General features: G+C 71.8%; 20 protein-coding genes. 11 read left to right on the top strand and 9 right to left on the bottom strand.

Annotated elements, in window-relative coordinates; translation table 11 throughout:
* Positions 1–15 precede the first annotated feature (15 nt).
* The gene (locus tag LHJ74_RS20995) at positions 16–1494 is read left to right on the top strand and encodes an SWIM zinc finger family protein (RefSeq protein WP_260219648.1); all 1479 of its coding nucleotides are present in this window, start codon (positions 16–18) and stop codon (positions 1492–1494) included.
* A 94-nt stretch (positions 1495–1588) separates the two neighbouring features.
* On the top strand, positions 1589–3280 hold the full coding sequence (locus LHJ74_RS20990; RefSeq protein ID WP_260219647.1) for a DUF5691 domain-containing protein: 1692 nt from the start codon (positions 1589–1591) through the stop codon (positions 3278–3280).
* 37 nt (positions 3281–3317) lie between these two features.
* On the opposite strand, the gene icmB is transcribed toward LHJ74_RS20990, so the two are convergent.
* On the bottom strand, positions 3318–3728 hold the full coding sequence (gene icmB / locus LHJ74_RS20985) for a coenzyme B12-dependent isobutyryl CoA mutase small subunit (protein ID WP_260219646.1): 411 nt from the start codon (positions 3726–3728) through the stop codon (positions 3318–3320).
* 401 nt (positions 3729–4129) lie between these two features.
* Here icmB and LHJ74_RS20980 point away from each other — a divergent pair, with 401 nt between their 5' ends.
* A complete protein-coding gene (locus LHJ74_RS20980) occupies positions 4130–5977 on the top strand; it encodes a peptidoglycan DD-metalloendopeptidase family protein (protein ID WP_260219645.1) in 1848 nt (615 codons plus the stop codon).
* An 85-nt stretch (positions 5978–6062) separates the two neighbouring features.
* Here the strand turns inward: LHJ74_RS20980 and pcrA are convergent, their stop codons facing one another.
* Positions 6063–8621 carry a DNA helicase PcrA gene (gene pcrA, locus LHJ74_RS20975; protein ID WP_260219644.1) on the bottom strand — a complete coding sequence of 853 codons (2559 nt, stop codon included), beginning with the start codon at positions 8619–8621 and terminating at the stop codon, positions 6063–6065.
* 330 nt (positions 8622–8951) lie between these two features.
* Between pcrA and LHJ74_RS20970 the strand changes: the two genes are divergently transcribed.
* From LHJ74_RS20970 to LHJ74_RS20960, 3 genes are all read left to right on the top strand, one after another.
* A complete protein-coding gene (locus LHJ74_RS20970) occupies positions 8952–10142 on the top strand; it encodes a C40 family peptidase (RefSeq protein WP_260219643.1) in 1191 nt (396 codons plus the stop codon).
* 152 nt (positions 10143–10294) lie between these two features.
* Positions 10295–10948 (top strand): hypothetical protein, encoded by a 654-nt coding sequence (locus LHJ74_RS20965; protein ID WP_260219642.1) that lies wholly within the window; start codon positions 10295–10297, stop codon positions 10946–10948.
* Between the two features lie 195 nt (positions 10949–11143).
* The gene (locus tag LHJ74_RS20960; RefSeq protein WP_260219641.1) at positions 11144–11677 is read left to right on the top strand and encodes a DoxX family protein; all 534 of its coding nucleotides are present in this window, start codon (positions 11144–11146) and stop codon (positions 11675–11677) included.
* Between the two features lie 160 nt (positions 11678–11837).
* Here LHJ74_RS20960 and LHJ74_RS20955 read toward each other — a convergent pair whose 3' ends face one another.
* Positions 11838–12203 carry a hypothetical protein gene (locus LHJ74_RS20955; RefSeq protein WP_260219640.1) on the bottom strand — a complete coding sequence of 122 codons (366 nt, stop codon included), beginning with the start codon at positions 12201–12203 and terminating at the stop codon, positions 11838–11840.
* Positions 12200–13678, bottom strand: a complete 1479-nt coding sequence (locus tag LHJ74_RS20950) for a PspC domain-containing protein (protein WP_260219639.1) — start codon at positions 13676–13678, stop codon at positions 12200–12202. Before LHJ74_RS20950 ends, LHJ74_RS20955 begins: the two co-directional genes overlap by 4 nt.
* A gap of 163 nt (positions 13679–13841) precedes the next feature.
* Between LHJ74_RS20950 and LHJ74_RS20945 the strand changes: the two genes are divergently transcribed.
* The gene (locus LHJ74_RS20945) at positions 13842–15272 is read left to right on the top strand and encodes an ATP-binding protein (protein ID WP_260219638.1); all 1431 of its coding nucleotides are present in this window, start codon (positions 13842–13844) and stop codon (positions 15270–15272) included.
* A gap of 92 nt (positions 15273–15364) precedes the next feature.
* Positions 15365–16063, top strand: a complete 699-nt coding sequence (locus LHJ74_RS20940) for a response regulator transcription factor (protein WP_260219680.1) — start codon at positions 15365–15367, stop codon at positions 16061–16063.
* Between the two features lie 33 nt (positions 16064–16096).
* On the opposite strand, the gene LHJ74_RS20935 is transcribed toward LHJ74_RS20940, so the two are convergent.
* Positions 16097–17254, bottom strand: coding sequence for a DUF1648 domain-containing protein (locus tag LHJ74_RS20935; RefSeq protein WP_260219637.1), 1158 nt, complete (start codon positions 17252–17254; stop codon positions 16097–16099).
* The gene (locus tag LHJ74_RS20930) at positions 17251–17712 is read right to left on the bottom strand and encodes a GntR family transcriptional regulator (RefSeq protein ID WP_260219636.1); all 462 of its coding nucleotides are present in this window, start codon (positions 17710–17712) and stop codon (positions 17251–17253) included. The genes LHJ74_RS20935 and LHJ74_RS20930 overlap by 4 nt, the downstream gene beginning before the upstream one ends.
* Before the next feature lie 72 nt (positions 17713–17784).
* Here LHJ74_RS20930 and LHJ74_RS20925 point away from each other — a divergent pair, with 72 nt between their 5' ends.
* Positions 17785–18156, top strand: coding sequence for a hypothetical protein (locus LHJ74_RS20925; RefSeq protein WP_260219635.1), 372 nt, complete (start codon positions 17785–17787; stop codon positions 18154–18156).
* Positions 18157–18273: 117 nt separating this feature from the next.
* On the opposite strand, the gene guaA is transcribed toward LHJ74_RS20925, so the two are convergent.
* The gene (gene guaA, locus LHJ74_RS20920; RefSeq protein ID WP_260219634.1) at positions 18274–19887 is read right to left on the bottom strand and encodes a glutamine-hydrolyzing GMP synthase; all 1614 of its coding nucleotides are present in this window, start codon (positions 19885–19887) and stop codon (positions 18274–18276) included.
* Between the two features lie 380 nt (positions 19888–20267).
* Here guaA and LHJ74_RS20915 point away from each other — a divergent pair, with 380 nt between their 5' ends.
* Together LHJ74_RS20915 and LHJ74_RS20910 are read left to right on the top strand one after the other, a co-directional pair.
* Positions 20268–20636: a chorismate mutase gene (locus LHJ74_RS20915; RefSeq protein WP_260219633.1), complete on the top strand. Its 369-nt coding sequence runs from the start codon at positions 20268–20270 to the stop codon at positions 20634–20636.
* Positions 20637–21537: 901 nt separating this feature from the next.
* Positions 21538–22725 (top strand): LPXTG cell wall anchor domain-containing protein, encoded by a 1188-nt coding sequence (locus tag LHJ74_RS20910; protein ID WP_260219632.1) that lies wholly within the window; start codon positions 21538–21540, stop codon positions 22723–22725.
* Positions 22726–22783: 58 nt separating this feature from the next.
* On the opposite strand, the gene LHJ74_RS20905 is transcribed toward LHJ74_RS20910, so the two are convergent.
* Complete coding sequence (locus tag LHJ74_RS20905) at positions 22784–24706, bottom strand: GMC oxidoreductase (protein ID WP_260219631.1); 1923 nt, start codon at positions 24704–24706, stop codon at positions 22784–22786.
* Between the two features lie 18 nt (positions 24707–24724).
* On the bottom strand, positions 24725–26350 hold the full coding sequence (locus LHJ74_RS20900) for a succinic semialdehyde dehydrogenase (RefSeq protein ID WP_260219630.1): 1626 nt from the start codon (positions 26348–26350) through the stop codon (positions 24725–24727).
* Positions 26351–26481 lie beyond the last annotated feature (131 nt).

The following is a 26481-nucleotide window of genomic DNA, read 5'->3' as shown; positions in this document are numbered from 1 at the left end:
CCTACCGTCAGGGACATGAGTGGACAGGGGGTCCGCTGGACAGCGGAACAAGTGCTGGCGCTGGCGCCTGACACGGCGTCGCGGAAGAGCGGGAGCAAGCTCGCAGCTCCCGGACCATGGTCGGAGGCAGGCACGGCGGACGGCGCACTGTGGGGGCTGTGCAAGGGCAGCGGCAAGACCCCGTACCGCACGGTGGTGGACGTCGACGGAGGGAACGGGCCTGGATACACGTGCAGTTGCCCCAGCCGGAAGTTTCCGTGCAAGCACGCACTCGGCCTGCTGCTGCTGTGGGCGGGTGGCGAGGAATCCGTCGGGCCCGCACCGGAGGTGCCCCAGTGGGCTCAGGAGTGGCTCGCGGGGCGCAGGCAGCGCGCGCGGCAGGCGGCCGGCGCGGGAGACGCCGGGGGCGGTGCGGGCGGGGCAGGGCAGCCCGCCGATCCGGAGGCGGCCCGGCGGCGTGCCGAGCGCCGCGCCCGCCTGGTGAGCGCCGGGGCGGCGGAGCTGGAGCAGCGGCTGACGGATTTGCTGCGCGGCGGTCTGGCGGCGGCGGAGCACCAGGGGTATGCCGCGTGGGACGAAATGGCGGCCCGGATGGTCGACGCGCAGGCGAAGGGGCTGGCGGACGGGCTGCGGGAGTTGGGAGCCATCCCCTCCTCGGGCCCCGGCTGGCCGGAGCGGCTGCTCTCGGAGAGCGCCCTCCTGCATCTGCTGGCCCAGGGCGTCCTCGGCCTGGAGCAGCCCGAGGGTTCCTCTTCTGGCGGCACCGCTCCTGAGCGCTCGCAGCCCGGCACCCCGCCGTCCGGCAGCCGACTGCCGGAGCCGCTCGCGGCGACGGTGCGCAGCCGGGTCGGGCTCACGGTCGACACGGCCCGTCTGCTCGCCGACGAGGAGGCGCGCGTGCGGGACGACTGGCTGGTGCTGGCCCAACGGGACACCGACGAGGGCAAGCTGACGGTGCGCAGGATCTGGCTGTCCGGGCGGCGCTCGCGGCGCCCCGCCCTGCTGCTCTCCTTCGCCGTCGCGGGGCGCGCGCCACAACTGTCGCTGCCGGTGGGCAGCGTGCTGGACTGCGACCTCGCCTTCTATCCGGGTACGGCTCCGCTGCGCGCCGCGCTGGGCGAGCGGCACGGCCCGCCGGGAGCGGGCTTCCTGCCGGCCGCTGCCGGAGCGGCAGGCGGCGGAAGCTCCGTGGCGGCCGCGCTGGCTGCCTACGCGGCGGCGCTGTGCGAGGACCCGTGGCTCGACGCCTGGCCGGTCGTGCTGACGGATGTGGTGCCGATACCGGGCGGCCAGGGCGCCTGGCAGCTGGCCGACTCGGAGGGGGAGGGGGCTCTTCCGCTCGCCCCGGACTCCCCGCCCGCCGGGCTGTGGAAGCTGACGGCCCTCTCCGGCGGCGCGGCGCTCACCGTCTTCGGCGACTGCGGCCACCGCGGCTTCACCCCGTACACGGCTTGGAGTCCGACGGCGGATCACCCCGAGGCGATCCCGCTGTGACCCACGGGCCCGGCCACCACCCCAGCGCCGCGTCAGGGAAGGTTCACCCGCTCGCCGCCCTGGCACGGCACCAGCTACTGCGCGAGGAGACCGGATGGACACGACAGCAAGCACTCCGCCGACCGCTGGCACGCCGTGGAGCGAGTTGGTCACCGCGGCGCTGCTGGGCGCCGAGCGGCGGACACCGCCCGGCGGCAGCGTGACGGCGCTGCTGGACGCCGCCGCCGTCGAGACCGTACGGCGCCGGGCCGGGATGCGTCCCGCAGTCGCCGGGCCACGCCCGGAGCCCTCCCCGGCCGATGAGCGGCCCCCGCTGCCCGCCGCCGCCGAGCACCGCCTCTCGCTGCTGCTGGCGCGAGGCGGCGCAAGCTCCGGCGGCGGCGGGGGCAGGCGCGGCACGGCTCCGGATCTCGGCGAGCTGCTCCCGCAGTGGCTCGCCGCCGCCAACGCACACGGCTACCGGGCGCCCGAGGCCAAGCTGCCCGCGCTGCTCGACGCGGCACGGGCGCGTACGGATCTGCGTCCGCAGACTCTGGCCTTCGCCGGGCCGCGCGGCCGGTGGCTCGCCCGGCTCAATCCGGACTGGAAGTTCGCCCTGCGCAATGGCGGCGAACACACCGGGCACACGGGCTCGGCCGGTCCAGGGGACACCGGCACAAGCACCGGCACAAGCACCGGCGCAGAGGCCGTCACCACCGAGGTGGTGCAGGCGCTCTGGGACGAGGGGCTGTTCGCCGAGCGCGTCACGCTGCTCGCCTCGCTCCGCCGCCGGGACCCGGCCGCCGGGCTCGCGCTGCTGGCAAGCAGCTGGTCCGCCGAGCGGGCGGAGGACAGGCTGATGTTCCTCGACTCGCTGCGCGACGGCCTCTCGCCGGCCGACGAACCCTTCCTGGAGCAGGCCCTCGCCGACCGCAGCCGTACGGTCCGGGCCACCGGCGCCGAGCTGCTGTCCGCTTTGCCCGGCTCCGCACTCGCGGGCCGGATGGCGCGGCGCGCGAGTTCCTGCGTGAGCCTCGATCCCGTGCCCGACGGCCCTGACGACCGCATCCTCGTCGAGGCCCCGCATGAGTGCGATGCCGAGATGCAGCGGGACGGCGTGGTGCCGAAGCCGCCGGCGGGCCGGGGCGAGCGGGCCTGGTGGCTGGGGCAGTTGGTCGAGACCGCTCCGCTGGCCACCTGGACGGAGCGGTTCGGCGGCCGTACGCCTGCCGAGATCATCGCTCTGCCGGTGGCCGACGACTGGCAGCAGGACCTGCACGCCGCCTGGTGCCTGGCCGCCGTCCGGCAGCGGGACGTGGGCTGGGCGCGTGCCCTGGTCGGCGCCCCCGGCGCCTCCCCCGCGCAGGGCCCGGGAGACCCGGCGAAGCTGCTGGCGGTGCTGCCTCCGGAGGAGCGGGCCGTGTGGGCGGCCCGGTTCATCGCCGCGCACGGCCTCTCGGAAGCCTTCCGGATACTGGGGGTGTGTGCGGTGCCCTGGTCCGACCCGCTGGGGCGCGCGGTGATGGACGCGCTGGAGATCGCCCGCGACGCGGGAAGCTACCCGTGGAGCTTCAGCGGGGTGATGGGCCTCGCCGAGCGTTGTCTCGACCCCGTCGACGCGGACCGGCTGGCCCCGTTGGCAGCGGTTCCGGACGAGCCGGAGGACGGCTCGCCCGGAGCGGGCAGCTACTGGTCGGAGGCGTTCCAGAGGCTGGTGTCGACGCTGCGGCTGCGCGCCGAGATGCGGGCCGAGCTGCGGGGCGAGGCACTTGGCGTCGCGGCGCAGGCCGTCGCAGCGGAAGGGTGAGCGGACGGGGCAACGGGCGTGTTCAGGCGGGGCGTGTTCAGGCGGGGACCTGGCGTACGTGGCTGCGGACCCACTGCACGACCTCGCCCGTGGGCGCGCCGGGAGTGAAGATCGCGGCTACTCCCAGCTCCTTCAGCGGGGCGATGTCACCCTCCGGGATGATGCCGCCGCCGAAGACCTTGATGTCCTCGGCCTCACGCTCCCTGAGCAGCTCCAGCACCTTGGCGAAGAGGGTGTTGTGCGCGCCGGAGAGGATGGAGAGCCCGATCGCGTCCGCGTCCTCCTGGATCGCGGTGTCCACGATCTGCTCGGGCGTCTGGTGCAGCCCGGTGTAGATGACTTCCATGCCCGCGTCGCGCAGTGCTCGCGCGATGACCTTGGCACCTCGGTCGTGGCCGTCGAGACCCGGCTTGGCGACCACCACCCGGATCGGACCCGACACACCCATGACTGCCTCCATCTGCGAACTGCGGCGGCATCCTCGGCATCTCCGACCGCCGGAGTGAACGAACGTTATCTCCAGCATCTCCCATCAAGCCCGATCACGGGGGCCCACAGAGGGGGAAATCACATGAGCGGCCCCTGAGGGCCGCCCCGGGGCCTGGCCGTGCTCGCACGTCCTCGGAATACCCCGAGCCTCGGCGTGGCCTCTCGGCGCCTCTCCATGGAGTTCTTTATCGAACGCAATTCGAACGACTGGCCGAGTATCCGCCCGTAGTCCGCCGAAACACTGCCGAATGCCCGCTTCCTGACTGACGGAAACCTGCCGAAGATTGTCGCCGTCGCGTACCGCCGGGTACAGTCACCGCACTGCTCCGCCCCTGTTGTCGAGGCGAAAGAGAAGTGGTGGTGAACGACCGTCCCCCGTCGGGTTCCCCCATCCCGACAGATTCCGCTGCCGACTCCTCGCACGCGGCCTATGGCACTACCCCTTACGGGCAGTCGCCGTACGGCGGCTACGAGACCGGCGGCTACCCCGTCACCGGGTACGACGGTTACTCCACCGGCAGCTACGACACCGGCGTCTACCAGGACCCGAGTACTGCGGAGTACGGCGCGCAGCACGGCCAGGGCGACGCCCTCTTCGGCTCCCCCTACCCCGACGGCGGCCCGGACACGGGCGCGCACGCCGTCGCGGTCGGCTGGGACACCGGCTCCTATGCCACCGGTGCCTACGACGTCCCCAACGGGGCATACGACACCGGGGCGTACGACACCGGGACATACAGCACCGGGACATACGACACGGGCGCCTATCCGGTCGGCGCATACGAAACCGGCGGCTACGAACCCGGTGGATACGAGGCTGCCGCGTGGGACACCGGCGGATACCCGACCGCCGCCCATGATCCGGGTGCCTACGATCCGAACCTGTATGACACCGGGTCCTATGGCACCGCCGCATACGGCCAGCCCGCTCCGCAGGACACCGGTTCCTGGAACTGGACCGACACCGGCCAGCAGGCGACCGGCCTCATCCCGCCGCAGCGCGACCCCCAGGACCCGGGCTCCCACGCGGGGGCCGAGTGGGACTCGGGTGCGTACGGCCTCGCCCACGAAGCCACCGGCTACGACGCCGCTTACGACACCGGCACGTACGACACCGGCACGTACGACACCGGTGCGTACGACACCGGCACGTACGACACTGGTGCGTACAGCACGGGCGGGTACGACACCGGCGCCTGGGACGCCACCGGTTGGGACACCGGCGCTCTCAACACAGCGACGTACGAGGGCGGCCCGTACGAGGGCGCAGCCTACGAACAGCCCGCCGCAGCGTACGGAAGCGCCTACGAAGAGGTCGCGCACGGCCAGCCCGACGACCTCTACAGTCCGTACGAGGACGTCACCGCCGACGCGTTGGACGCCCCCGACGTGCCCGGCACGGAGGCGGAGCCTGAACCCGTGGCGGCGACCCCGCTCCACGAGGGCTCCATCCCCCCGAACCGTGGCCGCCGCCGTTCCGCGAAGCCCCGCCGTTCCGCCCTGCTGACCGTGGCCGTCCCCTCCGTCTGCGTGCTGGGCGTCGCGGGCATCGCCGCCGCCTCCGTCACCAGCGTCACCGGTGAGGAGAAGCCCGGCACCGAGGAGACCACCCAGTCCGCCCCGGACCCGGCTTCCGCCAAGCCCTCATCGGCGAACGACAAGCTCGACACCCAGCTCGCCGGCCTCTCCGCCGATGCCGACGACTTCGCCGACCGCGCGAGCCGCACCCAGGAGCGCATCGACCTCAAGGAGCGCAAGGAGGCGGAGCGCATCCGCAAGGCGGAGGCCGCCGCCGCCCAGGAAGCGGCCCGGCCCAAGTTCGCCGCCCCCGTGTCCGGCACGGGAATCAGCGCGTACTTCGGCCAGGCGGGCGTCAACTGGCTCTCCGTGCACACCGGCATCGACTTCCCCGTCAGCTACGGCACTCCCGTGAAGGCGGCGACGGACGGCACCGTGCGCACACAGTCGGACGCCAGTTACGGAAACATGGCGATCGTGACCGCCGCCGACGGCACCGAGACCTGGTACTGCCATCTGAGCAGCACAAAGATCCGCGCTGGCACCGTCCAGGCGGGCGACGTCATCGCCTACTCCGGGAACTCCGGCAAGTCGACCGGCCCGCACCTCCACTTCGAGGTCAGGCCCGGCGGCGGCTCCGCCATAGACCCACTCGCGTGGTTCCGCTCGCACGGCATCGAGCCCGGCTGACGCACCGCCCTTGCCCGCCCTGGACGGGTGCCCTTCGACGGACACCTCTTGGCGGACGGCCCCTGCCGTCCGCCAAGGGCGACTCTCAGAGTTTCTGCACCGGCGCGTACCTCAGCAGCAGCCGCTTCGGCTTCTCGTCACCGAAGTCGATGGTCGCCTCCGCGTTGTCCCCGCTGCCGTTGACGGCCATGACCGTGCCCAGCCCGAAGCTGTCATGCGTCACCCGGTCTCCCACCGTCAGGGCCACGACCGGCCGCTCGGTGGCCCGCCTTGTCGCGAAGCCGCTCGCGCCGCGCCGCGCGGAGGCGGACGCCAGGGACGAGGTGATCCCGGACGTCGGCCCGGTACCACCGCCGCCCGCGCCCCGGCCGCCGCCCCCCGCGGCCGACGCCACCGCTGACGCGCCCGTGCGTTTCCACTGCACGAATTCGTCGGGAATCTCCTCCAGAAAGCGCGACGGCGGATTGTAGGAGGGCTGCCCCCATACGCTGCGCATCGTCGAACGCGTCAGATAGAGCCGCTCGCGGGCGCGGGTAATGCCGACGTACGCGAGCCGCCGCTCCTCCTCCAGCTCCTTCGTCTGGCCAAGTGCCCGCATGTGCGGGAAGACGCCGTCCTCCATGCCGGTGAGGAATACCGTCGGGAATTCCAGGCCCTTGGCGGTGTGCAGCGTCATCAGCGTGATGACACCGGTGTTCTCCTCTCCCGCGTCCTCGTCGGGGATCTGGTCGGAATCCGCGACGAGGGCGACCTGCTCCAGGAAGTCGGAGAGAGTTCCGGGATTCTCCTCGCCACGGTCCTGCTCGAATTCCAGCGCGACAGCGGCCAGCTCTTGGAGGTTCTCCACCCGCGTCTCGTCCTGTGGATCGGTGGAAGTCTGCAGCTCAGCGAGGTAACCGGTCTGCTCCAGGACGGCTTCCAGCACCGTCGCCGGGCCCGCGCCGGATTCCACGACCGTCCGCAGCTCCTCCATGAGGGTGTTGAAACGCCGCACCGCGTTCGCCGAACGGGCGGCCATTCCGTACGCCTCGTCGACCCGCGTCAGCGCCTGCGGAAAAGTGATTTTCTCGCGCAGCGCGAGCGCGTCGATCATCGCCTCCGCACGGTCTCCGATTCCCCGCTTCGGCACGTTCAGAATGCGCCGCAGCGGCACCGCGTCCTCGGGATTCGCCAGCACCCGCAGATAGGCCAGCACATCGCGGACCTCCTTGCGCTCGTAGAAGCGCACCCCGCCCACGACCTTGTACGGCAGTCCCACCCGGATGAAGATCTCCTCGAAGACCCGGGACTGCGCGTTCGTGCGGTAGAAGATGGCGACGTCACCGGCGGTCGTCTTCCCCGCGTCCGTCAGCCGGTCGATCTCCTCGGCGACGAACTGCGCCTCGTCGTGCTCGGTGTCGGCCACATAGCCGGAGACGGGGGTGCCCTCGCCCGCCTGAGTCCACAGGTTCTTCGGGCGACGGTTCTCGTTGCGCTCGATCACGGCGTTGGCGGCGCTCAGGATCGTCTGCGTCGAGCGGTAGTTCTGCTCCAGCAGGATGGTGGTGGCGTCCGGGTAGTCCTCCTCGAACTGGAGGATGTTGCGGATCGTCGCCCCGCGGAAGGCGTAGATCGACTGGTCGGCGTCGCCGACGACACACAGTTCGGCGCGCTCGGTCGCGGCGTCGCCGCCACCCGCGCTGCCCTCGCCCGGACCGCCCTCGCCCGAATCACCCTCGCCGCCGCCTGCGGGCCCCACCAGCTCCTTGATCAGCGTGTACTGCGCGTGGTTGGTGTCCTGGTATTCGTCCACCAGGATGTGCCGGAAGCGTCTGCGGTAGTGCTCGGCGACGTCCGGGAACGCCTGCAGCAGGTGCACCGTCGTCATGATGATGTCGTCGAAGTCCAGCGCGTTGGCCTCGCGCAGCCGCGACTGATACATCGCGTACGCCTCGGCCAGCGTCTTCTCGAAGCCGTCCAGCGCTTGGGCGGCGAAGTCCTCCGCGTCCACCAGTTCGTTCTTCAGGTTCGAGATCTTGGCGGTGAAGGACTTCGGCGGGAAGCGCTTCGGGTCGAGATCCAGATCCCGGCAGACCAGCGCCATCAGCCGCTTCGCATCCGCCGCGTCGTAGATCGAGAAGCTGGAGGTGAAGCCCAGTTTCTTGCTCTCCCGGCGCAGGATGCGCACACACGCGCTGTGGAACGTCGACACCCACATCGTGGCCGCACGCGGCCCGACCAGTTCCTGGACGCGCTCCTTCATCTCGCCCGCGGCCTTGTTGGTGAAGGTGATGGCCAGAACCTGGCCGGAGTGCACCCGCCGCTCTCCCAGCAGATAGGCGATCCGGTGCGTCAGCACCCGCGTCTTGCCGGAACCGGCACCGGCGACGATCAGCAGCGGCGAGCCGGTGTGCACCACGGCGGCCCGCTGCTGTTCGTTCATCCCCTCCAGCAGCGCGGCCGTGTCCACGACGGGCCGCGGCGCGCCGTCCCGGTAGTAGGCGTCGCGGCCGCCGCCGGCGAAGGTGCCCGCGAAGAGGTCGTCCGGCAGGGGCTCTGCGTCCGCCTGCTCGGAGTCCGCCTGCTCGGGCGGCGGAGGCGCGTCATCCCCGGGATTCTGGTGCTCGAGGTTCGCCAGGAAGCTGTCATCGAAGAGGCTGCTCATCGTTGTCCGAGTCTAAGGGGTGTCCCGTAACCCCTGGCGGGCGCACCGACACTCCACGCATGGGACGGTGCGGCTCGAGCCGGGACCGAAGAAAGCAGCAGGAAAGCGGGAGGGTCACAAAAAGATATCGGACGTATCGACCATCAGCCTTCACACCAGCCCCGCACCTTCGCTAGCGTGCCGTGCCAGGCAGCCCGTGCCCCCAGTCGGTGAAAGCGCCGACACGGGCCGCCTCCGCCGAGTCCGGGCGCACACCGCCGGATCCGGGAGCCGACAATTCAGGCCTCAGAGCCCGGCCCGGCAGGCGGTCCCTGGAAGGAGTCGCTGGCCTTGGCGTCGCATCGCAAGCCGCGCACCCGCATCATGCAGTCCGCCGCGTCCCGTACGAGCGCGGTGGGCGTCACCACCGCCGCACTCGCCTCCGTCACGCTCCTCAGCCAGAGCGCGAGCGCCGCCCCGAACGACGACAAGCCGTCCGTCGAAGAGGTGAAGGCGAAGGTCGACAAGCTCTACCAGCAGGCCGGTTCGCAGACGCAGAAGTACAACGCGGCGAAGGAGAAGACGGCGGCCCAGCGCGTGAAGGCCGACAAGGCGCTCGACGCCGTGGCCCAGCGCACCGCCAAGGTGAACGAGGCGCGCCGCACCCTGGGCCAGTACGCCGCCGCCCAGTACCGCACCGGCGGCGTCTCGGGGACGGCGACGCTCCTGCTCGCCGACGACCCGCAGAGCTACTTCGACCAGCAGCACCTGATGGACCGGATGACCGGCAGCCAGAAGGAGGCGGTCACCCAGTACCAGAGCCGCCAGGCCGAGGCGGGCGAGAAGCGCGCGGAGGCCACCAAGCAGCTCAGCTCGCTCACTTCCTCGCAGAAGACCCTGGCGTCGAGCAAGACCGCGGTCCAGTCCAAGCTCACCGAGGCCCGCAAGCTGCTCTCCCGGCTGACCGCCGAGGAGAAGGCGCGGCTGGCCGAGATCGAGGCCGAGAAGCGCGCGGAGGCGCAGCGCAAGGCCGAGGCACGGGCGGAGCAGGAGCGGCAGCGGCGGGAGGCGGAGCGCGAGCGGGAGCCGGAGCCCGAAGCGCCGGACGAGGGCGCCGAGAATCCGGACGACGGCGCGGACACCCCGGAGCCCGAGGCCCCCGAGACCCCCGATGTTCCGGACGACCCGGCCGCCGGGAAGGTCGAGAAGGTCCTCTCGTTCGCCAAGGCCCAGTTGGGCAAGCCCTATGTATGGGGCGCCAGCGGGCCCAACTCGTACGACTGCTCGGGTTTCACCCAGGCTGCCTGGAAGGCGGCAGGCGTCTCGCTGCCGCGCACCACGTTCGACCAGGTGGAAGTGGGCACCAAGGTCGCCAAGTCACAGCTGAAGGCGGGCGATCTCATCTTCTTCTACGACGACATCAGCCATGTCGGCATCTACGTGGGCGACGGCCAGATGATCCACGCCTCCAAGCCCGGCGACGACGTGAAGTACGAGTCGATCGACTACATGCCCTTCCACAGCGCCGTCCGCCCGGCCTGATCCCCGCCGTCGGCCCGGCCCGGCCGGACCGGGGCGGGGCGGGCAACGGTGAGGCCTGGTGTGCTCTGGTCTGGTGTTCTCTGGTCCGGTCTGCACGCTCCGGGTGGCGTGAACCGTGTGCGACTCAGCGTGCGCATGCTTCAATGTCCCGGATGCTGCGACGGAAACCACCGCCTGAGCTGGGTGCGCTGATCGAGGTCCATCGTCCCCTGCACCCTGCCGCAGGCTGGGCGATCATCACCACGCTGCCGCTGAGCATCCTGCTGATCTTCCTCCTGCTGGCCTCAGAGGCGATCATCGTCCTCGTCGGCCTGCCGGTCTTCGTGTGCCTGCTCATCCCGCTCGCGTACGGCCTCGGCAAACTGCTGCTGCTCGAACACCGGCTGTACGAACACGGCATCGTCTTCCGCGCCATGCTGATCGGCACGCCCACCTATGTGGTGCCCCACTACACGGTGCTGCCCCACGCGCTGCGCATCCGGCAGCACCACCTCGACTGGGAAGCGGAGTGGAAGGCCGACCACCGGGCCCCCGACCGCCGCTACCGGCACTCCCTCTTCACCAAGCAGAGCGTCTGCGTCTACGGGCTCGATCCGGAGTACGCCCTCCGGCTCGGCAAGGGCAAGCTGGGGTGGACGGAGGCGGGGCACCTGCAGTCCGGCCCCTCGCTGAACGGAGCACCGCGGCCCAGCGGCCGGGCGAGCTGGGAGGCGGGCTACCGCAACGCGGAACGGCACATGAAGCTGATCGGCGACGTGGTGCGGAGGAGCCGCGACCGCTACCCGGACGGCAAACTCGGCGGCTGACCGGCCCGGCGGACGAGGACGGCCGACCCGGCGGGTAGCCGCGGCACGGGCGCGCCTGCTGCGTACGGGGCGGGTGGGGACGGAAGAATCTCCACCGCACACCGAACGCACCCCCGGAAGGCGGGACCGGTCATGCCACGCGTGTACAGCACAGGCGGCGAAGGCGGTGGCCCCGGTATGGGCGTGGGGTCGGGCATGGGCTCCGGCGTGGGCGGGCCGGCGGTGGCGGGCCCCAGCGGGGGCCCCGGCGGAATCCGGGCCACCGCGGCGCACTACGCCCTGCTGCCCCTGCGCCTCTTCCTGGGCTTCACCTTCCTCTACGCCGGGCTCGACAAGCTGACCGACTCCACGTTCCTCTCCGGTTCCGGCCCCGGCTCACTGACCGAGCTGTTGCACGGCGTACGGGAGACGGCCGCCGCGCCCTGGCTGGTCGACCTCGCGCTGGAGAGCCCCGAGGGCTTCGGCTATGCGATCTCGGCGGGTGAGATCGCGGTCGGCGTCGGCACCCTGCTGGGCCTGTGGTCGCGACTGGCGGCCCTCGGCGGCATGCTGATCTCGCTCACCTTCTGGCTGACGGTGAGCTGGTCGGCCGACCCGTACTACTACGGGCAGGACCTCCCTTACATGATGGCCTGGACGCCGCTCCTGCTCAGCGGCTCGCCGCTGCTGTCGCTGGACGCGCTGCTGGCGGCGCGGCGGCGGCGCCGGGGACGGCACATCTTCGGCTAAGGGCTGTCCCGTAATCCCTGGCGGGCGCACGACGACAGCTACGGCACCTCGCTGCGTTGCCGGAACGCCCGGATACGCCCAGTATGAGGACGCCCCTCCGCCTTGCGAAGCACCGCATCTGACGCCGCGCGCTGATCCACCAGGGATTACGGGACAGCCCTCAGGGCGTGTCCCGGGAACGCCTGTAGCCGAGGCGCAGCTCGTCGAACGGGAGGTCGGGCAGCTGCCGTTCGCCGCCGTCCGGTGCGGGGGCCTCCCTCCCCTCTGGGCCTTGGCCGCCGTGCTCACCGTGACCGACCTGATCGCCCTGCTCCCGCAGACCCCGCCGGCGGGCCAGGCCGCGCCGGACGGCGAAGGTGGTCACGCTCGCGAGCGTGCCCACGACGAGTGCGGCGGGGACCAGCGCCAGCAGGAAGACGGTGTTCACGTCGGCCTCGCCGACGGCGTCCAGCACATACAGCACGCCCGCGGCCAGCAGCAGCAGGCCGAACAGCAGCCGGGCAGGTTCGAAAGGGTGCCGGGTCATAGCGACGCCCCCTCCTTCTCCTTCTCCTGGACGGAGCCCGCGTCCGGGCCCTGGTCCACGCCCGGTGCGCCCGGTGCGCCCGGGAGGCTCTGTACGAGCGAGGCGTCCCCGATGCCCACATCGAGCTCGACCTCGATCGTGCCGCGCGCCTTCTCCCCGTTCGCCGGTTCCAGCGTACGGCGCTGGGACCGGTCGACGCCGCCGCCGGAGTCCGACCCCGCGCCACCCGGCAGTCCGTAGCTGCCGAGTCCGACCTTGACGTGCACCTTCACTCGCGCGTCGAGAGGCACCAGTGCTTTCAGCTCCCCGGCACCGACCCGCACCTCCACCCGTACGGTCTGGCCGTCGCGCAGCCGCAACTCGGTCAGGTCCAGCACTCCACGCCCGGTCCCCAGCTGGTAGCGGTCCTGCAACTCTGCGGCCGAGGTGGGCGCCCAGTGCCGCTCGTCCCAGTCGGTCGAGATGTCGTTGGGGAGCACCGAGGCGCCGGCCAGCAGCACGGCGGTGACGACGATCGCGGCGATCGTGCCGATCCCGGCCCGGCCCACGAAGGCGCTGACCACCAGGCCGAGCCCGAAGACGGCGAGAGCGCTGCCGAATCCGACCGCCAGGCTGGAGCCGAGCGGCTGGTCGGCCCAGGTCGCGGCCGTACCGAGCACGGCGGCGAGACAGGCGACCAGGAACACCGGGCCGCCGAGGGACTGACGGTCCTTGGCACGGCCCGGATGCGGTGCGAAACCCCCCGGCCGGCCCTTCTCCTCCGTCAGGTCCGTCAGGCCCTCCTCGTCGGGGCCCCAGAGATAGCCGGTCCCGCGCCGCCCGTCGTCGTCCTTGGCGAGCGGGTCGCGCCACCAGGAGGGCATGGAGGGTACGGGGGGCGCCTGTGTCTCCGGGGGTGCGTCGGCGACCGTCTGGGCGGCGGCCGGATGGTGGGGGGCGCCCTCCGTGAGGGTCTCCGTGGTGCGGCGGCGACGGGACCAGTAGGCGGCTCCGATGACGGACGCCGCGACGGCGAGGGAGACCGGCGAGCTGTTGCTGCCGATGGAGGCCAGGAACATGCCGCAGCCGACGAGGGCGATCAGGATCGCGGTCAGCGAGGTCCCCTCCACCCGCCCGGACAGCAGCCGCCGCCCCTCGTTCTCCCGCTCCCCCTCGGCGGGGACGAGCAGCCAGGCGAAGCCGTACGCGATGAGGCCGAGGCCGCCGAGCACGGAGAGCACGCCGAGCGTCACCCGGAAGACGATCGGGTCCACGTCGAAGTGGCGGCCCAGTCCGCCGCACACGCCGCCCACGACTCTGTGCTTGCGACTGCGCACGAGCTTCCGCTCGGGCTGCTCCACCGTCGGCGCGCTGCCACCCGGACCGGAGGGGGCACCCCTCCACTCGCCGCCGGGCGGCTGGGGCGCGTCCTGCGCGGGACGGGGCGGCGGGGGCGCCGGTTCGCCGTCCGTCGGCAACTGCTGGTCTTCGGCCATTCGCCCATGGTGGCGCCTGCTGCCCTGCCCGGGCATCGGGGGGCGTCCCGGACGCAACCCTGAGATCCTGAGCGGCACCACCCTGCGGGGCCCGCAAAGCTCCGGGACGGCTCAGGGACGCACCCTGATGCCCGTATGGCCGAACCCGTGTGACGATCGGGTCATGACCGCCCCCGCCCCGACCGCGCCGAGCGCACACGCTTCGCACGCCTCGCCTGCCTCGCACGCCCCGCCGGGCGGCGACGAGCTGCCGCTGCGGAAGCTGTACCGCTCGGCAGACGGCCGCATGCTCGGCGGAGTCGCACGCGGGCTCGCGGGGCATCTGGGCCTGCCGGTCTCCTGGGTACGCGTCTTCTTCGCCGCGCTGTGCATGGCGAACGGCCTGGGGGTGCTGCTGTACGCCGCCTTCTGGTTCTTCGTACCGCTGGGCACCGGCGGTGTCGGTTCCGCGGCGAAGCCCCACACCGGCTCCGGCCGCACGTGCCCGGCGTGCTCCGACGGCGACGACGGGACGGACGGCAAGGACAGCGGGGACGGCAGGAAGGCAGGCAGGTGCGCGAAGCGCCGCCGATGCGGAAAGCGAGGCGGATGCGGCGCGCTCCGCCGCATCGACCGGGGCCAGGCAATCGGGCTGCTGGGCATGGGCGTCGTGATCACGACCCTCGGCCTCAACCTCCCCTTCGGCCGCGCCAACACCTACCTGTGGCCGCTGATCGTGATGGCCCTCGGTGTCGCCCTGGTCTGGCGGCAGGCGGACAACGCCCGCCGCGCCCACTGGGCGGAGGTCAGCCGCCGCAAGGGGGTGCTGCCGGTCGCCCGCAGCGCGGCCGGGGTGGTGCTGGTCGCGGTCGGGGTGTCGGGCATCGTGGTGGTGCAGGGCTCGGCCCGGCATCTGGGCCCCGTGCTGCAGGCCTCGCTGGCGGTGCTCGTCGGTATCGCCCTGCTGATGGGTCCCTGGCTCGTACGCCTGGTGCAGGACCTCTCCGAGGAACGGCTGATGCGCATCAGGGCGCAGGAGCGTGCCGAGGTCGCGGCGCACGTCCACGACTCCGTGCTGCACACCCTCACCCTGATCCAGCGCAACGCCGACGACGCCCGCGAGGTCACCCGCCTCGCCCGCGCCCAGGAACGCGACCTGCGCGCATGGCTCTACAAGCCGGAGGGCAGCGGCAGGGACCGTGCGGAGGAGGACGAGCCGGAGACCCTGGCGGAGGCGGTGAAGGCGACGGTCGCGGAGGTGGAGGACTATCACGGGGTGCCGATCGAGGTCGTCTGCGTCGGTGACTGTCCACTGGACGAACGGCTGACCGCCCAGACCCAGGCCGCGCGCGAGGCGATGGTCAACGCCGCCAAGTACGGTGGCGACGGCGGTCCGGTGCAGGTCTTCGCGGAGGTGGAGGGCCGTACGGTCTTCATCTCCGTACGCGACCGGGGTCCGGGCTTCGACCCGGAATCGGTGCCGGACGACAGGATGGGCGTACGCCAGTCCATCATCGGCCGCATGGAACGCAACGGTGGCACGGCTCGGATCCGCTCAGCTGCGGGCGAGGGCACAGAGGTGGAGCTCGAGATGGAGAGGTCGGCGGAGTCGTGAGCGACAAGAAGGCACCAGCACCGCGTACGGGAACGGGCGCAGGCACGGGCTCGGGCATGGGCGCAGGCATGGACCCAGGCATGGGCTCGGGCATGGGCCCAGGTGGCGGGACCGCCTCCGAAGGGGAGGCGCGGCGGGCACGGGTCGTCCTCGTCGACGACCACCGGATGTTCCGTGCGGGCGTGCAGGCGGAGATCGGGCGTACGGATTCGACGGGCGTCGAGGTCGTCGGCGAGGCGGGCGACGTGGACCAGGCGATGACGGTCATCCACGCGACTCGCCCCGACGTCGTCCTGCTCGACGTCCACCTTCCCGGCGGCGGCGGCGTGGAGGTGCTGCGCCGCAGCTCGCCCCTGATGGCGGCGGCCGAGGCACCGGTGCGCTTCCTCGCCCTGTCGGTCTCCGACGCCGCCGAGGACGTCATCGGCGTCATCCGGGGCGGGGCGCGCGGCTATGTCACCAAGACCATCACGGGCGGCGACCTGGTCAACGCGATCTTCCGCGTCGCCGACGACGACGCGGTCTTCTCGCCGCGCCTCGCGGGCTTCGTCCTGGACGCCTTCGCCTCCACGGACGCGCCCCCAGTCGACGAGGACATGGACCGCCTCACCCAGCGCGAACGGGAGGTGCTCCGGCTGATCGCGCGCGGGTACGCGTACAAGGAGATCGCGAAGCAGCTGTTCATCTCGGTGAAGACCGTCGAGTCCCACGTCTCGGCCGTCCTGCGCAAGCTCCAGCTCTCCAACCGCCATGAACTGACCCGCTGGGCCACGGCCCGCCGGCTGGTATGAGCGGCCCCTCCACGGCCCGGCGCTGAGCCGGCGTCAGCCCGAACCCGCGCTGACGACTCCGGTCGACAACGGGATGACGCCCACGGCGGAGAGCAGGCCGAGGAGGGCCAGCGCGCCGAGGACCGCGCAGGCGACGGGGTGCCCCAGGTTCAACGTCCAACTGGCGCCGCCCGCCCGCTGGTGGACGAAGAGCGCGGGATCCGTGCGATTGGCGTAGACGAATCCGGCCAGGTGCCAGTGCCGGTCGTCGTCGCGCTGGACGAGGCGCCAGGTGGCTGCCTCCTCGGCCTCCCCGGTCTCCTCCCCCGGCTCGGCGGGCAGCCGGTGCCCTGCTTGGCCGACGCGGAACTCGAAGCGGAGCCAGACCGCGAAGGCCGCGAGCAGCGGCAGGCAGGTCAGCGCGTTCAGCGGCGCCGACGGCGTCCACAGCTCCCACAGTTGCAGCGCGAAGAAGAGCGCGGCCAGGTTTCCGCACCCGGCGGTGACGGCGATCAGCCGGATCACCCGGGTGAGATACACGCGGTAGCGCCGGGCCGAGGCCCTGGGCCGGGCGGCATCCAGTTCGGGGCGCGCACGCGTCAGCCCGACGGCCAGCAGCGGCATCAGGAGTGCGAGCACCGCCTGCATCAGGACGGGAGCGAAGGCGGTGGTCGGCGAGGTGGTCACCCGGTCGCCGCTGTCCACGCCCAGGCTGCGCGGGGCGGGCAGGGTCTCGGGCAGCCCTCCGTAGCGGGCCAGGCCCACCGCCAGCGTCGCCAGCAGCACCAGCACCGCGGGCAGGAACCATGAGACGGACACCCGTACCGGCTGCGTGCGCAGTGCCGTGTCGGTGGTGGCGCCCTGCCGCAGACCCAGGTACCAGTTCTCGCGTGCCTTGGCCGCACGGATACGGCGGTTCGCGAGGACGTACGCGATCCCGTCGGCAGTCCCCAGGGTGGCCGCGATCATGCTCGGCGCGTGTTCCGGCCGGTCGAGTACGGCCATCGCGGCGCAGACCGCGGCGGCGAGCCCGCCGAGACCGGTGACCCGGCGCACGTAGTGGTGCCGTTGCCGCACGACGACGGGGTCCGTCGCACGGCCGGGCGGCACCCGTACGCCGAACGGCAGGTCCGGACGCGCGAGCATGGGAAGCACCCACGCCACCACGCTGACCAGCACGACGATGAGCAGATCGGCGACAAGAATGATCACGTCGGGCCCCCTTTCACGACGGCGTTCCCCGCACCGCTGAACTCCTCACGGCCGGACTCCCCATGACTGAATCCCTCATGGCCGAACCCCTCCAGTACCTCGCCGACCCGCTGTCCCACCTCTCCCGGGTCGAGCCCCTGCGCGACGGCCTCGGCGAGCAGCGTGCGCAGCCGGGCCCGCCACTCGTCCGGGAACGCGGGATCGGGCGGACCGGACTCCGGATCGCGGCGCACCACGGCGCCGCTCTTGCGGTTGACCCGGATCAGGCCCTCGTGCCTCAGCAGGTCGTACGCCTTGTTGACGGTGTGGAAGTTGACGGCCAGATCCGACCCCAGCTGCCGGGTCGACGGCAGGGCGGAGCCCTCGGCCAGCTCGCCTTCGGCGAGGGCTTCCACGATCCGGTCCCGGATCTGCTGGTAGATCGGGACATCGCTGTCGACATCGAGACTCAGTTGCACGCCCAGAATTCTACCTGTTATACATGTAATAGAACAGGAAGACAGGTAGATAGACAGACTGGAGGGGTCCGCATGGCACACGTGGAGATGACACCCGCCCACCTGGTGATCCGGCTGCAGGCCGCGCAGCGCGCGTTCGGCAGGCGGCGCCCGCTGGTGATCCCCTGGCCCCACGTCCACCGGGCGTACGCCGACGAGCAGGCGGCCCGCGCCCACCCCGGCGCCCGCTGGGGCGTCGCGTCCAATGTGCCGGGCGTCGTCACCCTCGGCTCCTTCCGCCGCTCCGGCCGCCGCGACTTCTGGGCCGTACGGGACCCCCGCAAGGCGATCGTCATCGAACTGACCGACGAGAAGTACGACCGCCTCCTGGTGGAGGTCACCCACCCGGAGGCCACCCTGACCGCGATCGCCTCGGCCCGTACGGGCGATCAGTCAGCGCGATGACCACGATCGGCGGCTCTGCGTCAGAGGTCATCCGGAGGGGCCCAGACCGCCGCGCCGCCCGCTCATGTGGGTGAGGGGCGGCGCGGGGTTGACGCTAGAGCGGGGTGGACGGGAAGGTCACTCCCACTCGATGGTGCCCGGGGGCTTGCTCGTGATGTCGAGGACCACGCGGTTCACCTCGCGGACCTCGTTGGTGATGCGGGTGGAGATGCGGGACAGCACGTCGTACGGGAGCCGCGACCAGTCCGCCGTCATCGCGTCCTCCGAGGAGACGGGGCGCAGCACGATCGGGTGGCCGTAGGTGCGGCCGTCGCCCTGGACGCCGACCGAGCGGACGTCGGCGAGGAGGACGACCGGGCACTGCCAGATGTCGCGGTCCAGCCCGGCGGCCGTCAGCTCCTCGCGGGCGATCGCGTCGGCCTCCCGGAGCAGTTCGAGCCGCTCACGGGTGACGTCGCCGACGATCCGGATGCCCAGACCGGGGCCGGGGAACGGCTGCCGCTGGACGATCTCCTCCGGCAGGCCCAGCTCCTGGCCCACCATCCGCACCTCGTCCTTGAACAGCTGGCGCAGTGGCTCGACCAGCTCGAACTCGAGGTCCTCGGGCAGCCCGCCCACGTTGTGGTGGGACTTGATGTTGGCCGTGCCGGTGCCGCCGCCGGACTCGACGACATCGGGGTAGAGCGTGCCCTGGACCAGGAACGCGACGTCCTCGCCCGCCGCGCCCGCCTCCGCGACCAGCTCGGCCTGCGCCTGCTCGAAGACGCGGATGAACTCGCGGCCGATGATCTTCCGCTTCTGCTCCGGATCGGAGACTCCGGCGAGCGCGTCCAGGAACTGCGCCGAGGCGTCGACGACCTTGAGCTGCACGCCCGTCGCGGCCACGAAGTCCTTCTCGACCTGCTCCGTCTCGCCCTTGCGCATCAGCCCGTGGTCGACGTACACGCAGGTGAGCTGGGAGCCGATCGCCTTCTGCACGAGCGCGGCGGCGACCGCCGAGTCCACCCCGCCGGACAGCCCGCAGATCGCCCGCTTGCCGCCGACCTGGGCGCGGACGGCCGCGACCTGCTCGTCGACGATGCTGGTCGTCGTCCAGGACGGGGCGAGCCCGGCGCCACGGTAGAGGAAGTGCTCCAGCACCTGCTGGCCGTGGGTGGAGTGCATGACCTCGGGGTGGTGCTGTACTCCGTAGAGCTTCCGCTCGTCGTTCTCGAAGGCGGCGACCGGCACCAGCGCGGTGGAGGCGGTGACGGTGAAGCCCTCCGGGGCGGCCGAGCAGGCGTCGCCGTGCGACATCCACACCTGCTGCTCCGAGGGGGTGCCCTCGAAGAGGGTCGAGCCGGGCTTGGAGACGGAGAGATCCGTACGTCCGTACTCGCGGCCGCCGGTGTTGTCGACCGTGCCGCCGAGGGCCTGGGCCATCAACTGGAAGCCGTAGCACATGCCGAAGACGGGGACTCCGGCCTCGAAGAGGGAACGGTCCAGCGAGGGCGCCTCCTCGGCGTACACGGAGGAGGGGCCGCCGGAGAGGATGATCGCCTTGGGGTCTTTGGCGAGCATCTCCGCCACCGGCATGGTGGACGGGACGATCTCGCTGTAGACCCGCGCCTCACGCACGCGGCGGGCGATGAGCTGCGCGTACTGCGCGCCGAAGTCGACGACCAGGACGGTTTCCGGCGCGTGGCCGGAGTCGACGGCGGCGGAGACTGCTGCGGGGGACGCTGGGGCCACGGGGCTGCCTTCCGGCGGTGGTACGGGCGGGGCGGCACCCTCCGGGCGGGCGGGACGCGCGCGGCGGGGGAGGGTGTACCCGCCTAATTCTACCGGTGGCGGCAGGGGACTCCGCAGCCGTGCCCCGGACGGGGCCCAGCCGGACCGGCTGGACCCGGTCGGTGGACGCGGGCATACTGGCCCGCATGTTCTCGCACACGACCTTCTGGTTTACCTATGGCACCGGCCCGTCCGGCTGCCATGGTCGTGCTGCTTGAACCACTGACAAGCGACATCCCAGGCGCCCCGGGCCGGTCAAGGCCCGGGGCGCGCTGCGTCGTCCTCCCGCTCCGGGCCGCGCATCGGGACCGGGCTCCGCCACGAGCCCAGGAGAGCCCAGCATGAGCAGCACCAGCACGAGCAGCACCAGCACGAGCACGAGCAGCCGCACCGGCGCGAGCGGCACGGACGCCAAGGACGGCACGGGGCGGGGCGGCGGTCAGGAGACCGGCGCCCGTACCGGCGAGGCGGCGGAAGCGATCATCGGCAGCCGCGAGCGGATCGACGCGCTGGACGCGCGGATCCTCGACCTCGTCGAGGAACGGCTGAGCGTCTCGGCCCATATCCAGCGGGCCCGGATCGCGTCCGGCGGGCGCCGCGTGAATCTGTCCCGCGAGATGGAGATCCTGGCCCGCTACCGCGAGCGGCTGGGCAGGCCGGGCACCACGCTCGCGATGACGCTGCTGGAGCTGAGCCGCGGGCGGGTGTGACGGTCGCACCCCGGCATCCCCGCGCCCCCGCACTGAATGGGCCGGAGAGTCCGATGAGCCCGGAATGCCCTGATGTTGCCCGTGCGTCAGGCGGGCTCGGCTCCCGGCCCGGCGACAGCCGTAAACCGGTCACCCGTACGGCGCGTGACCAGCCTCGGAGCCTCTCGTTGGAAGGTGTGTCCCCGAGGCCCGCCGAGCGCCAGGCTGGCACGGGGACTGTGCCACCGGAGCGATGAAACGCTCGCTCCCCGCGAGGGGACGTACGCGTTGTGGGACCTCGCTCCGGTGCTGTGACCGGACAGCAGGGGACAGCAGCCCGGTCACGTCCCTCTGCCGCGGCGGAGGGCCCAGCGGCCGGTCCCGGGGACGCCCGGGACCGGCCGCTCCAGCTTCGTGCCCGCTTCGACCGCGCGGCCCGAATCGGCCGAACCGGTTGCGCGGAACCTGTCGCATCAAGGACGATGCAGGGAGGTAAAACCCTTCGTACGCAGGCATGTTGGTGGACCCGGGCAACCGAATCGCCAAGGAAGCCACCAGCTGGCGGCGCTACCCCCCGGCGCCGCCCGCCGGCATCGACGCTGCCCTGGCGTCGATGCCGGCCGCCGAGGGCCCCGTGAAGCCGCCACCCACCCGGCAGGCACACGGGGCCCTTCGCCGTAGCCATCGCCTCTCGTCCGCGGAGACATACCTCACAGAGAATTACCGTTCACCCGGACAACTACGGCGATTTGTCCACTATGACCGGCGCAGGACAATCACATAGTGATCACAACACCTCCGACTGTTGCTGACACAGCCTTTACTTCCGACTTAATGTTCTGGCCCAGCCTGACTGCGCCCCACCGCCGCGAGGCGACAGTTCCAGTCATCACCAGTCGTTACGGAACAGATGAGGTCACAGATGAGAATTCGCCGCGCCCTGGCGGTTGCCGCCGCGACGGCCGTCATAGCCCCGGCAGCACTGCTGGCCGCACCCGCCGCCTACGCCACCACCGATGGCGGAGCCGGGGACTCGACGAGCACCGGCGAGACGACAGCCGGAGGCGGGGACAGCGGAGGTGAAGCCGCCGCCGGGGCCGACGGCGGCTCGGACGGGAGCACCGGGGAGACGACGACCGGTGACACCACGGGTGAGACCACGACGGGCGAGGCGACGACGGGTGACACCTCCGGAGACGCAACAACCGGCGGCGGGGACGACGGCGGGGCGGACACCGGCGAGACGAACGGCGGCACGGAGACCGACGGCGGGGCAGACGGCGGCGCCGATGGCGGGACCGGGGCCGACGGTGGCGCTGACGGCGGTGCGGACACCGAGGGTTCGAGCGGCGAGCCCGGCACCAGCCCGAGCCCGTCGCCCTCCGAGTCGGAGCCCCCGCTGTGCGAGGACGTCTCACTCGACGCCAAGATCGACACCAAACTGATCGGCCTGCCCGGCAAGGTCGTCGCGGGCTCCGGGTGGGAGGACTTCACCTTCCGGGTGACGAACAACTCCGACAGGACGATGAAGAGCGTCGAGGTCTTCGCCGATGTGGAGACCACCGACGGCAAGAGCGGTGACCTGACCACGGACCAGGTCACCCTGCAGTGGTTCGACGACGAGGCGGACGCCTGGGTCGACATCAGCGACACGCTCGGCTACTTCGGTGCCGCGCAGAACCTGAAGCCCGGCACGTACGCCGGTGCGAAGATGCGCCTGAAGATCGACAAGTCCGCCCCGGCGGGCGAGGGCCTGCTCTTCACCACCGGCCTGCACGTCCCGGACAGCGGCGACTGCGAGTTCGGCGAGTGGATGCAGTACGAGTTCGACGTGCTGGCCGCGGGCGCCAGCCCTGGCAAGGTCGATGACGCCAAGGGCGAGGAGAACAAGGACAAGAAGAAGGCGAACCGCCCGACGCCGCAGGGTGGCAGCAAGGAGCTGAAAACGCTCCCGGAGAAGGGCGAGCTGGCCGCCACCGGCTCCTCCTCGCAACTGCCGATGTTCGCCCTGGCGGGTGGCGCGGCGATCGCGCTCGGCGCCGGCGGCATGTTCATCGTGCGCCGCCGCAAGGATGCCGACGAGGGTGCGGGCAGCGGCTCGACGGCGTGACGCGTTCGAGGTGAGGCGTGGGCCGCGGCGGCCGGATCAGACCGCCGCGGCCCGGCCGTCAGTCCTTCGACTCCTGCTTCTTCGACTCCTGCTCCTTGAGCGCCTGCTTCTGCGAGGCCGGTGTCCTCGGCGGGACGGCCGGGACCGGCAGGACGACGGGAAGCCGGAGCGCGGCGAAGGCTTCCGCCGGGACGGCAGGGCTGCGCGGAGCCACGGCGGGAAGCCGGACATACGGCTCGCCCTGCGGCGGGCGGGCGTCCTCCCCGCCCTTGTTGGGCCACAGCCCGACCGCTCGCTCCGCCTGCGCGGTGATGGTCAGCGAGGGGTTCACGCCGAGGTTCGCGGAGACGGCCGCACCGTCGACGACCGAGATGCCCGGGTGCCCGTACAGCCGGTGGTACGGGTCGATCACCCCGTTCGCGGCGTCCGCGCCGATCGCGCAGCCGCCGAGGAAGTGTGCGGTCAGCGGCGTGCCCATCACTTCGCCGATGTTGCTGCCGGGGAAGCCGTTGATCTCCTCGGCCAGCCTGCGGGCGGCCTCGGCGCCCTCCGGGATGTGCAGCGGGTTGGGCGCACCATGCCCCTGACGTGCCGTCAGCAGTCCCTTGCCGAGCCCCTTTTCCTTCCGGTAGGTGGTGAGGGAGTTGTCCAGGGTCTGCATGACCAGCCCGATGATGGTCCGCTCGGACCATTTGCGCTGGGAGAGCGAGCGGGCGAAGAGCGCCGGGTGCCGCAGGCAGGTCACCACATGCGCCAGCGCGCGCGGGAGCCGGGTGTGATGCCGCACCTGGAGCGTGGTGAGCGCGCCCATCGCGTTGGAGCCCTTGCCGTAACGGACGGGCTCTATGTGGGTGGCGGCGTCCGGGTGGACCGACGAAGTGATCGCCACCCCTCGGGTGAAGTCCAGCTCCGCGTCGCTGCCGTACTTCCGGCGGTAGCGGCGCGGAGCCGTCTGGGCGCCCACCAGGCCCTCGGAGTTGGTACGGGTCAACTCGCCGAGCCGGGCGGACAGATGCGGCAGCGCGCCGCTGTCGCGCATGCGGTGGAGCAGCGTCTGGGTGCCGTACGTACCGGCGGCGAGGACGACCCGTCGGGCCCGCAGGATCGTCGGTCTGGCGTTGCGCCCGGGTCCGCGCCCGTTGCTGCGCCCGCGCAGGCCGGTCCCCCGGCCTCTGCGCCGGGCGTCGGTGGGGGCGACGGCGACGGCGAACCCGCCCTCGCCGTCCTCCCGGACGCCGAGCACGGTGGTCATGGGGCGGATCACCGCCCCCGCACGTTCGGCCAGGTACAGGTAGTTCTCGGTCAGCGTGTTCTTGGCGCCGTGACGGCAGCCGGTCATGCACTCGCCGCACTCCGTACAGCCGCGCCGTTCCGGCCCGGCGCCCCCGAAGTACGGGTCGGGCACCGCCTTTCCGGAGGTCGGCGGCCTGCCGTCGGCCGCAGGCTCGGCGTCCTCCCCAGGCTGGACCGCGTCCCGGCCGTCGTCGAAGAAGACGCCGACCGGCGCCATGTGGAAGGTGTCGCCCACGCCCATCTTCTCGGCAGCGGACCGCAGATGGATGTCCGAGGGCGTCAGCGTCGGATTGGTCCGGACGCCGAGCATCCGCTGCGCCTGGTCGTAGTAGGGCTTCAACTCGTCCTGCCAGTCGGTGATGTGGCCCCACTGGCTGTCCTGGAAGAAGGGCGCGGGCGGGACGTAGAGCGTGTTCGCGTAGTTGAGCGAGCCACCGCCCACGCCCGCTCCGGCCAGGATCATCACCTTGTCCAGCAGATGGATGCGCTGTATGCCGTACAGCCCGAGGGCGGGTGCCCAGAGGTAGTTGCGCAGGTCCCAGGAGTTCTTCGGCAGGGTCTCCCGGGTGAACCGGCGCCCGGCCTCCAGGACGCCGACCGAGTAGCCCTTCTCCGTGAGCCGGAGCGCGGACACGGAGCCGCCGAAACCGGAGCCGACGACGATCACGTCATAGTCGTATGCGTGCACAGTTCTCCCTCGGCTGCGTCAGCGGAAGCGGAGCGCCTTGAGCGCCTTGAGCGAGCGGCTCATCATCGCGGCGTGCCGCTCATCGTCCATGCCGAAGGCGGGGCCCATCGGCAGCAGCCGCTGGTGGGCGATCGTCTGCGCCTCGGTGTACTTGAGTATTCCCTCCGAACCGTGCCGCCGCCCCAGCCCGGAGTCCCCCATGCCCCCCATCGGCGCCTGCACGCTGCCGTACGCGGAGGCATAGCCCTCGTTGACGTTCACGGTGCCGGTGTTCAGCCGGGCGGCGACGCGGTGGGCGTGCCGCGCGCTCCGGCTCCAGACGCTGGAGTTGAGGCCGTACGGGGTGGCGTTGGCCATCGCGACGGCCGCGTCCTCGCTGGAGTAGCGGTAGACGGAGACGACCGGGCCGAAGGTCTCCTCGGCGCACACCGCCATCGGCGGCTCCACGCCGTCGAGGATCGTCGGCTCGTAGAACAGCGGTCCGGCGTCGGGCCGTGCGCGGCCCCCGGCCAGGACGGTGGCGCCCTTGGAGACCGCCTCCTCCACATGGCGGCTGACGGTGTCGAGCTGCTGCCGGGAGACGAGTGAGCCCATGTCGGCGCCGTACTCCAGGGAGTTGCCGAGCCGCATCGCCTTGGTGCGGGCGGTGAAGCGCTCCAGGAAGGCGTCCGCGACCGACTCGTGCACGTACAGCCGCTCGATGGAGATGCACAGCTGCCCCGCCGAGGAGAACGCACCGCGCACCGCGCCCGCCGCCGCCTTGTCGAGATCGGCGTCCGGCAGTACGAGCATCGCGTTCTTGCCGCCGAGCTCCAGCGAGCAGCCGACCAGCCGGGCCGCGGCCTTCTGCGCGACCTCGCGCCCGGTGCGCGTCGATCCGGTGAAGGAGACGTAGTCGGCCAGCTCGACGACGGCCGGGCCGATGACGGGGCCGTCACCGACGACCATCTGCCAGACGTCCTCGGGCAGGCCCGCCTCGATCAGCAGTTCGCGGGCCCAGAGCCCGGTGAGAGCGGTCTCGGTGTCCGGCTTCATGACGACCGCGTTGCCCGCGACGAAGGCGGGGAGGGCGTCGCCGATGGAGAGTTCGAGGGGGTAGTTCCAGGGTGCGATCTGGCCGACGACACCACGCGGCCGCCGCAGCTCGGTGACCTTGGTGAGTGCCGGGATGGCGCCCAGATGCCCCCGCGGCTTCAGATACGCGGGGGCCCTGCGGCCGTAGTGGCGGGCGGCGACGGCGACGGACAGCACCTCTTCGAAGGCGTGCAGCCGGGCCTTGCCGGTCTCCAGCTGGATGAGGTCCAGCACCTCAAACTGGCGCCGCAGCACGAGATCGTGGAAACGGAGCAGCACGGCGGCCCGCTGCCGTACCGGCCGCTGGGCCCATGCCCGCTGTGCCACCCGGGCGCGGGCGAAGGCGGTCACCACGTCCTCCGGTGCGGACGCGGGCAGCTCGGTCAGCCGCTCGCCGGTGAAGGGTGCGTGGCTGACCGTGGAGCCCGAGCCCACGATCCCGGCGCCGAGACGCGCGACAAGGGCGGGTGTGATCACCTCGGCGGCGGTACGGGCGCCCACGGGGGCGGGGGCGACCGGGTTGCCTGTGGTGTCGGCTGGGTCCTGCGTATCCGTGTCCGTGTCCGTCATGAGCCGAGCGTACGACCGCCCGCACACCCTCGCATACCCGCGGGTAACCAGTCTTTACCAGTCCGCCGGACCGGCACGGTCGGAGCGGTCGTGACGGTCGGAGCGGTCGTGACGGTCAGGACTGACGGCGG

This window comes from Streptomyces gossypii (genome assembly GCF_025165795.1).
GTDB lineage: Bacteria > Actinomycetota > Actinomycetes > Streptomycetales > Streptomycetaceae > Streptomyces > Streptomyces gossypii.
This window is presented reverse-complemented; position numbering and strand designations above follow the sequence as displayed.

Coding starts and splice junctions, on each gene's coding strand:
- LHJ74_RS20995 (WP_260219648.1), top strand. CDS start 16: ATGAGTGGACAGGGGGTCCGCTGGACAGCGGAACAAGTGCTGGCGCTG.
- LHJ74_RS20950 (WP_260219639.1), bottom strand. CDS start 13,678: ATGGCCGAAGACCAGCAGTTGCCGACGGACGGCGAACCGGCGCCCCCG.
- LHJ74_RS20960 (WP_260219641.1), top strand. CDS start 11,144: ATGGGCTCCGGCGTGGGCGGGCCGGCGGTGGCGGGCCCCAGCGGGGGC.
- LHJ74_RS20965 (WP_260219642.1), top strand. CDS start 10,295: ATGCTGCGACGGAAACCACCGCCTGAGCTGGGTGCGCTGATCGAGGTC.
- icmB (WP_260219646.1), bottom strand. CDS start 3,728: ATGGGTGTGTCGGGTCCGATCCGGGTGGTGGTCGCCAAGCCGGGTCTC.
- LHJ74_RS20945 (WP_260219638.1), top strand. CDS start 13,842: ATGACCGCCCCCGCCCCGACCGCGCCGAGCGCACACGCTTCGCACGCC.
- pcrA (WP_260219644.1), bottom strand. CDS start 8,621: ATGAGCAGCCTCTTCGATGACAGCTTCCTGGCGAACCTCGAGCACCAG.
- LHJ74_RS20990 (WP_260219647.1), top strand. CDS start 1,589: ATGGACACGACAGCAAGCACTCCGCCGACCGCTGGCACGCCGTGGAGC.
- LHJ74_RS20955 (WP_260219640.1), bottom strand. CDS start 12,203: ATGACCCGGCACCCTTTCGAACCTGCCCGGCTGCTGTTCGGCCTGCTG.
- LHJ74_RS20910 (WP_260219632.1), top strand. CDS start 21,538: ATGAGAATTCGCCGCGCCCTGGCGGTTGCCGCCGCGACGGCCGTCATA.
- LHJ74_RS20900 (WP_260219630.1), bottom strand. CDS start 26,350: ATGACGGACACGGACACGGATACGCAGGACCCAGCCGACACCACAGGC.
- LHJ74_RS20925 (WP_260219635.1), top strand. CDS start 17,785: ATGGCACACGTGGAGATGACACCCGCCCACCTGGTGATCCGGCTGCAG.
- LHJ74_RS20940 (WP_260219680.1), top strand. CDS start 15,365: ATGGGCCCAGGTGGCGGGACCGCCTCCGAAGGGGAGGCGCGGCGGGCA.
- LHJ74_RS20915 (WP_260219633.1), top strand. CDS start 20,268: ATGAGCAGCACCAGCACGAGCAGCACCAGCACGAGCACGAGCAGCCGC.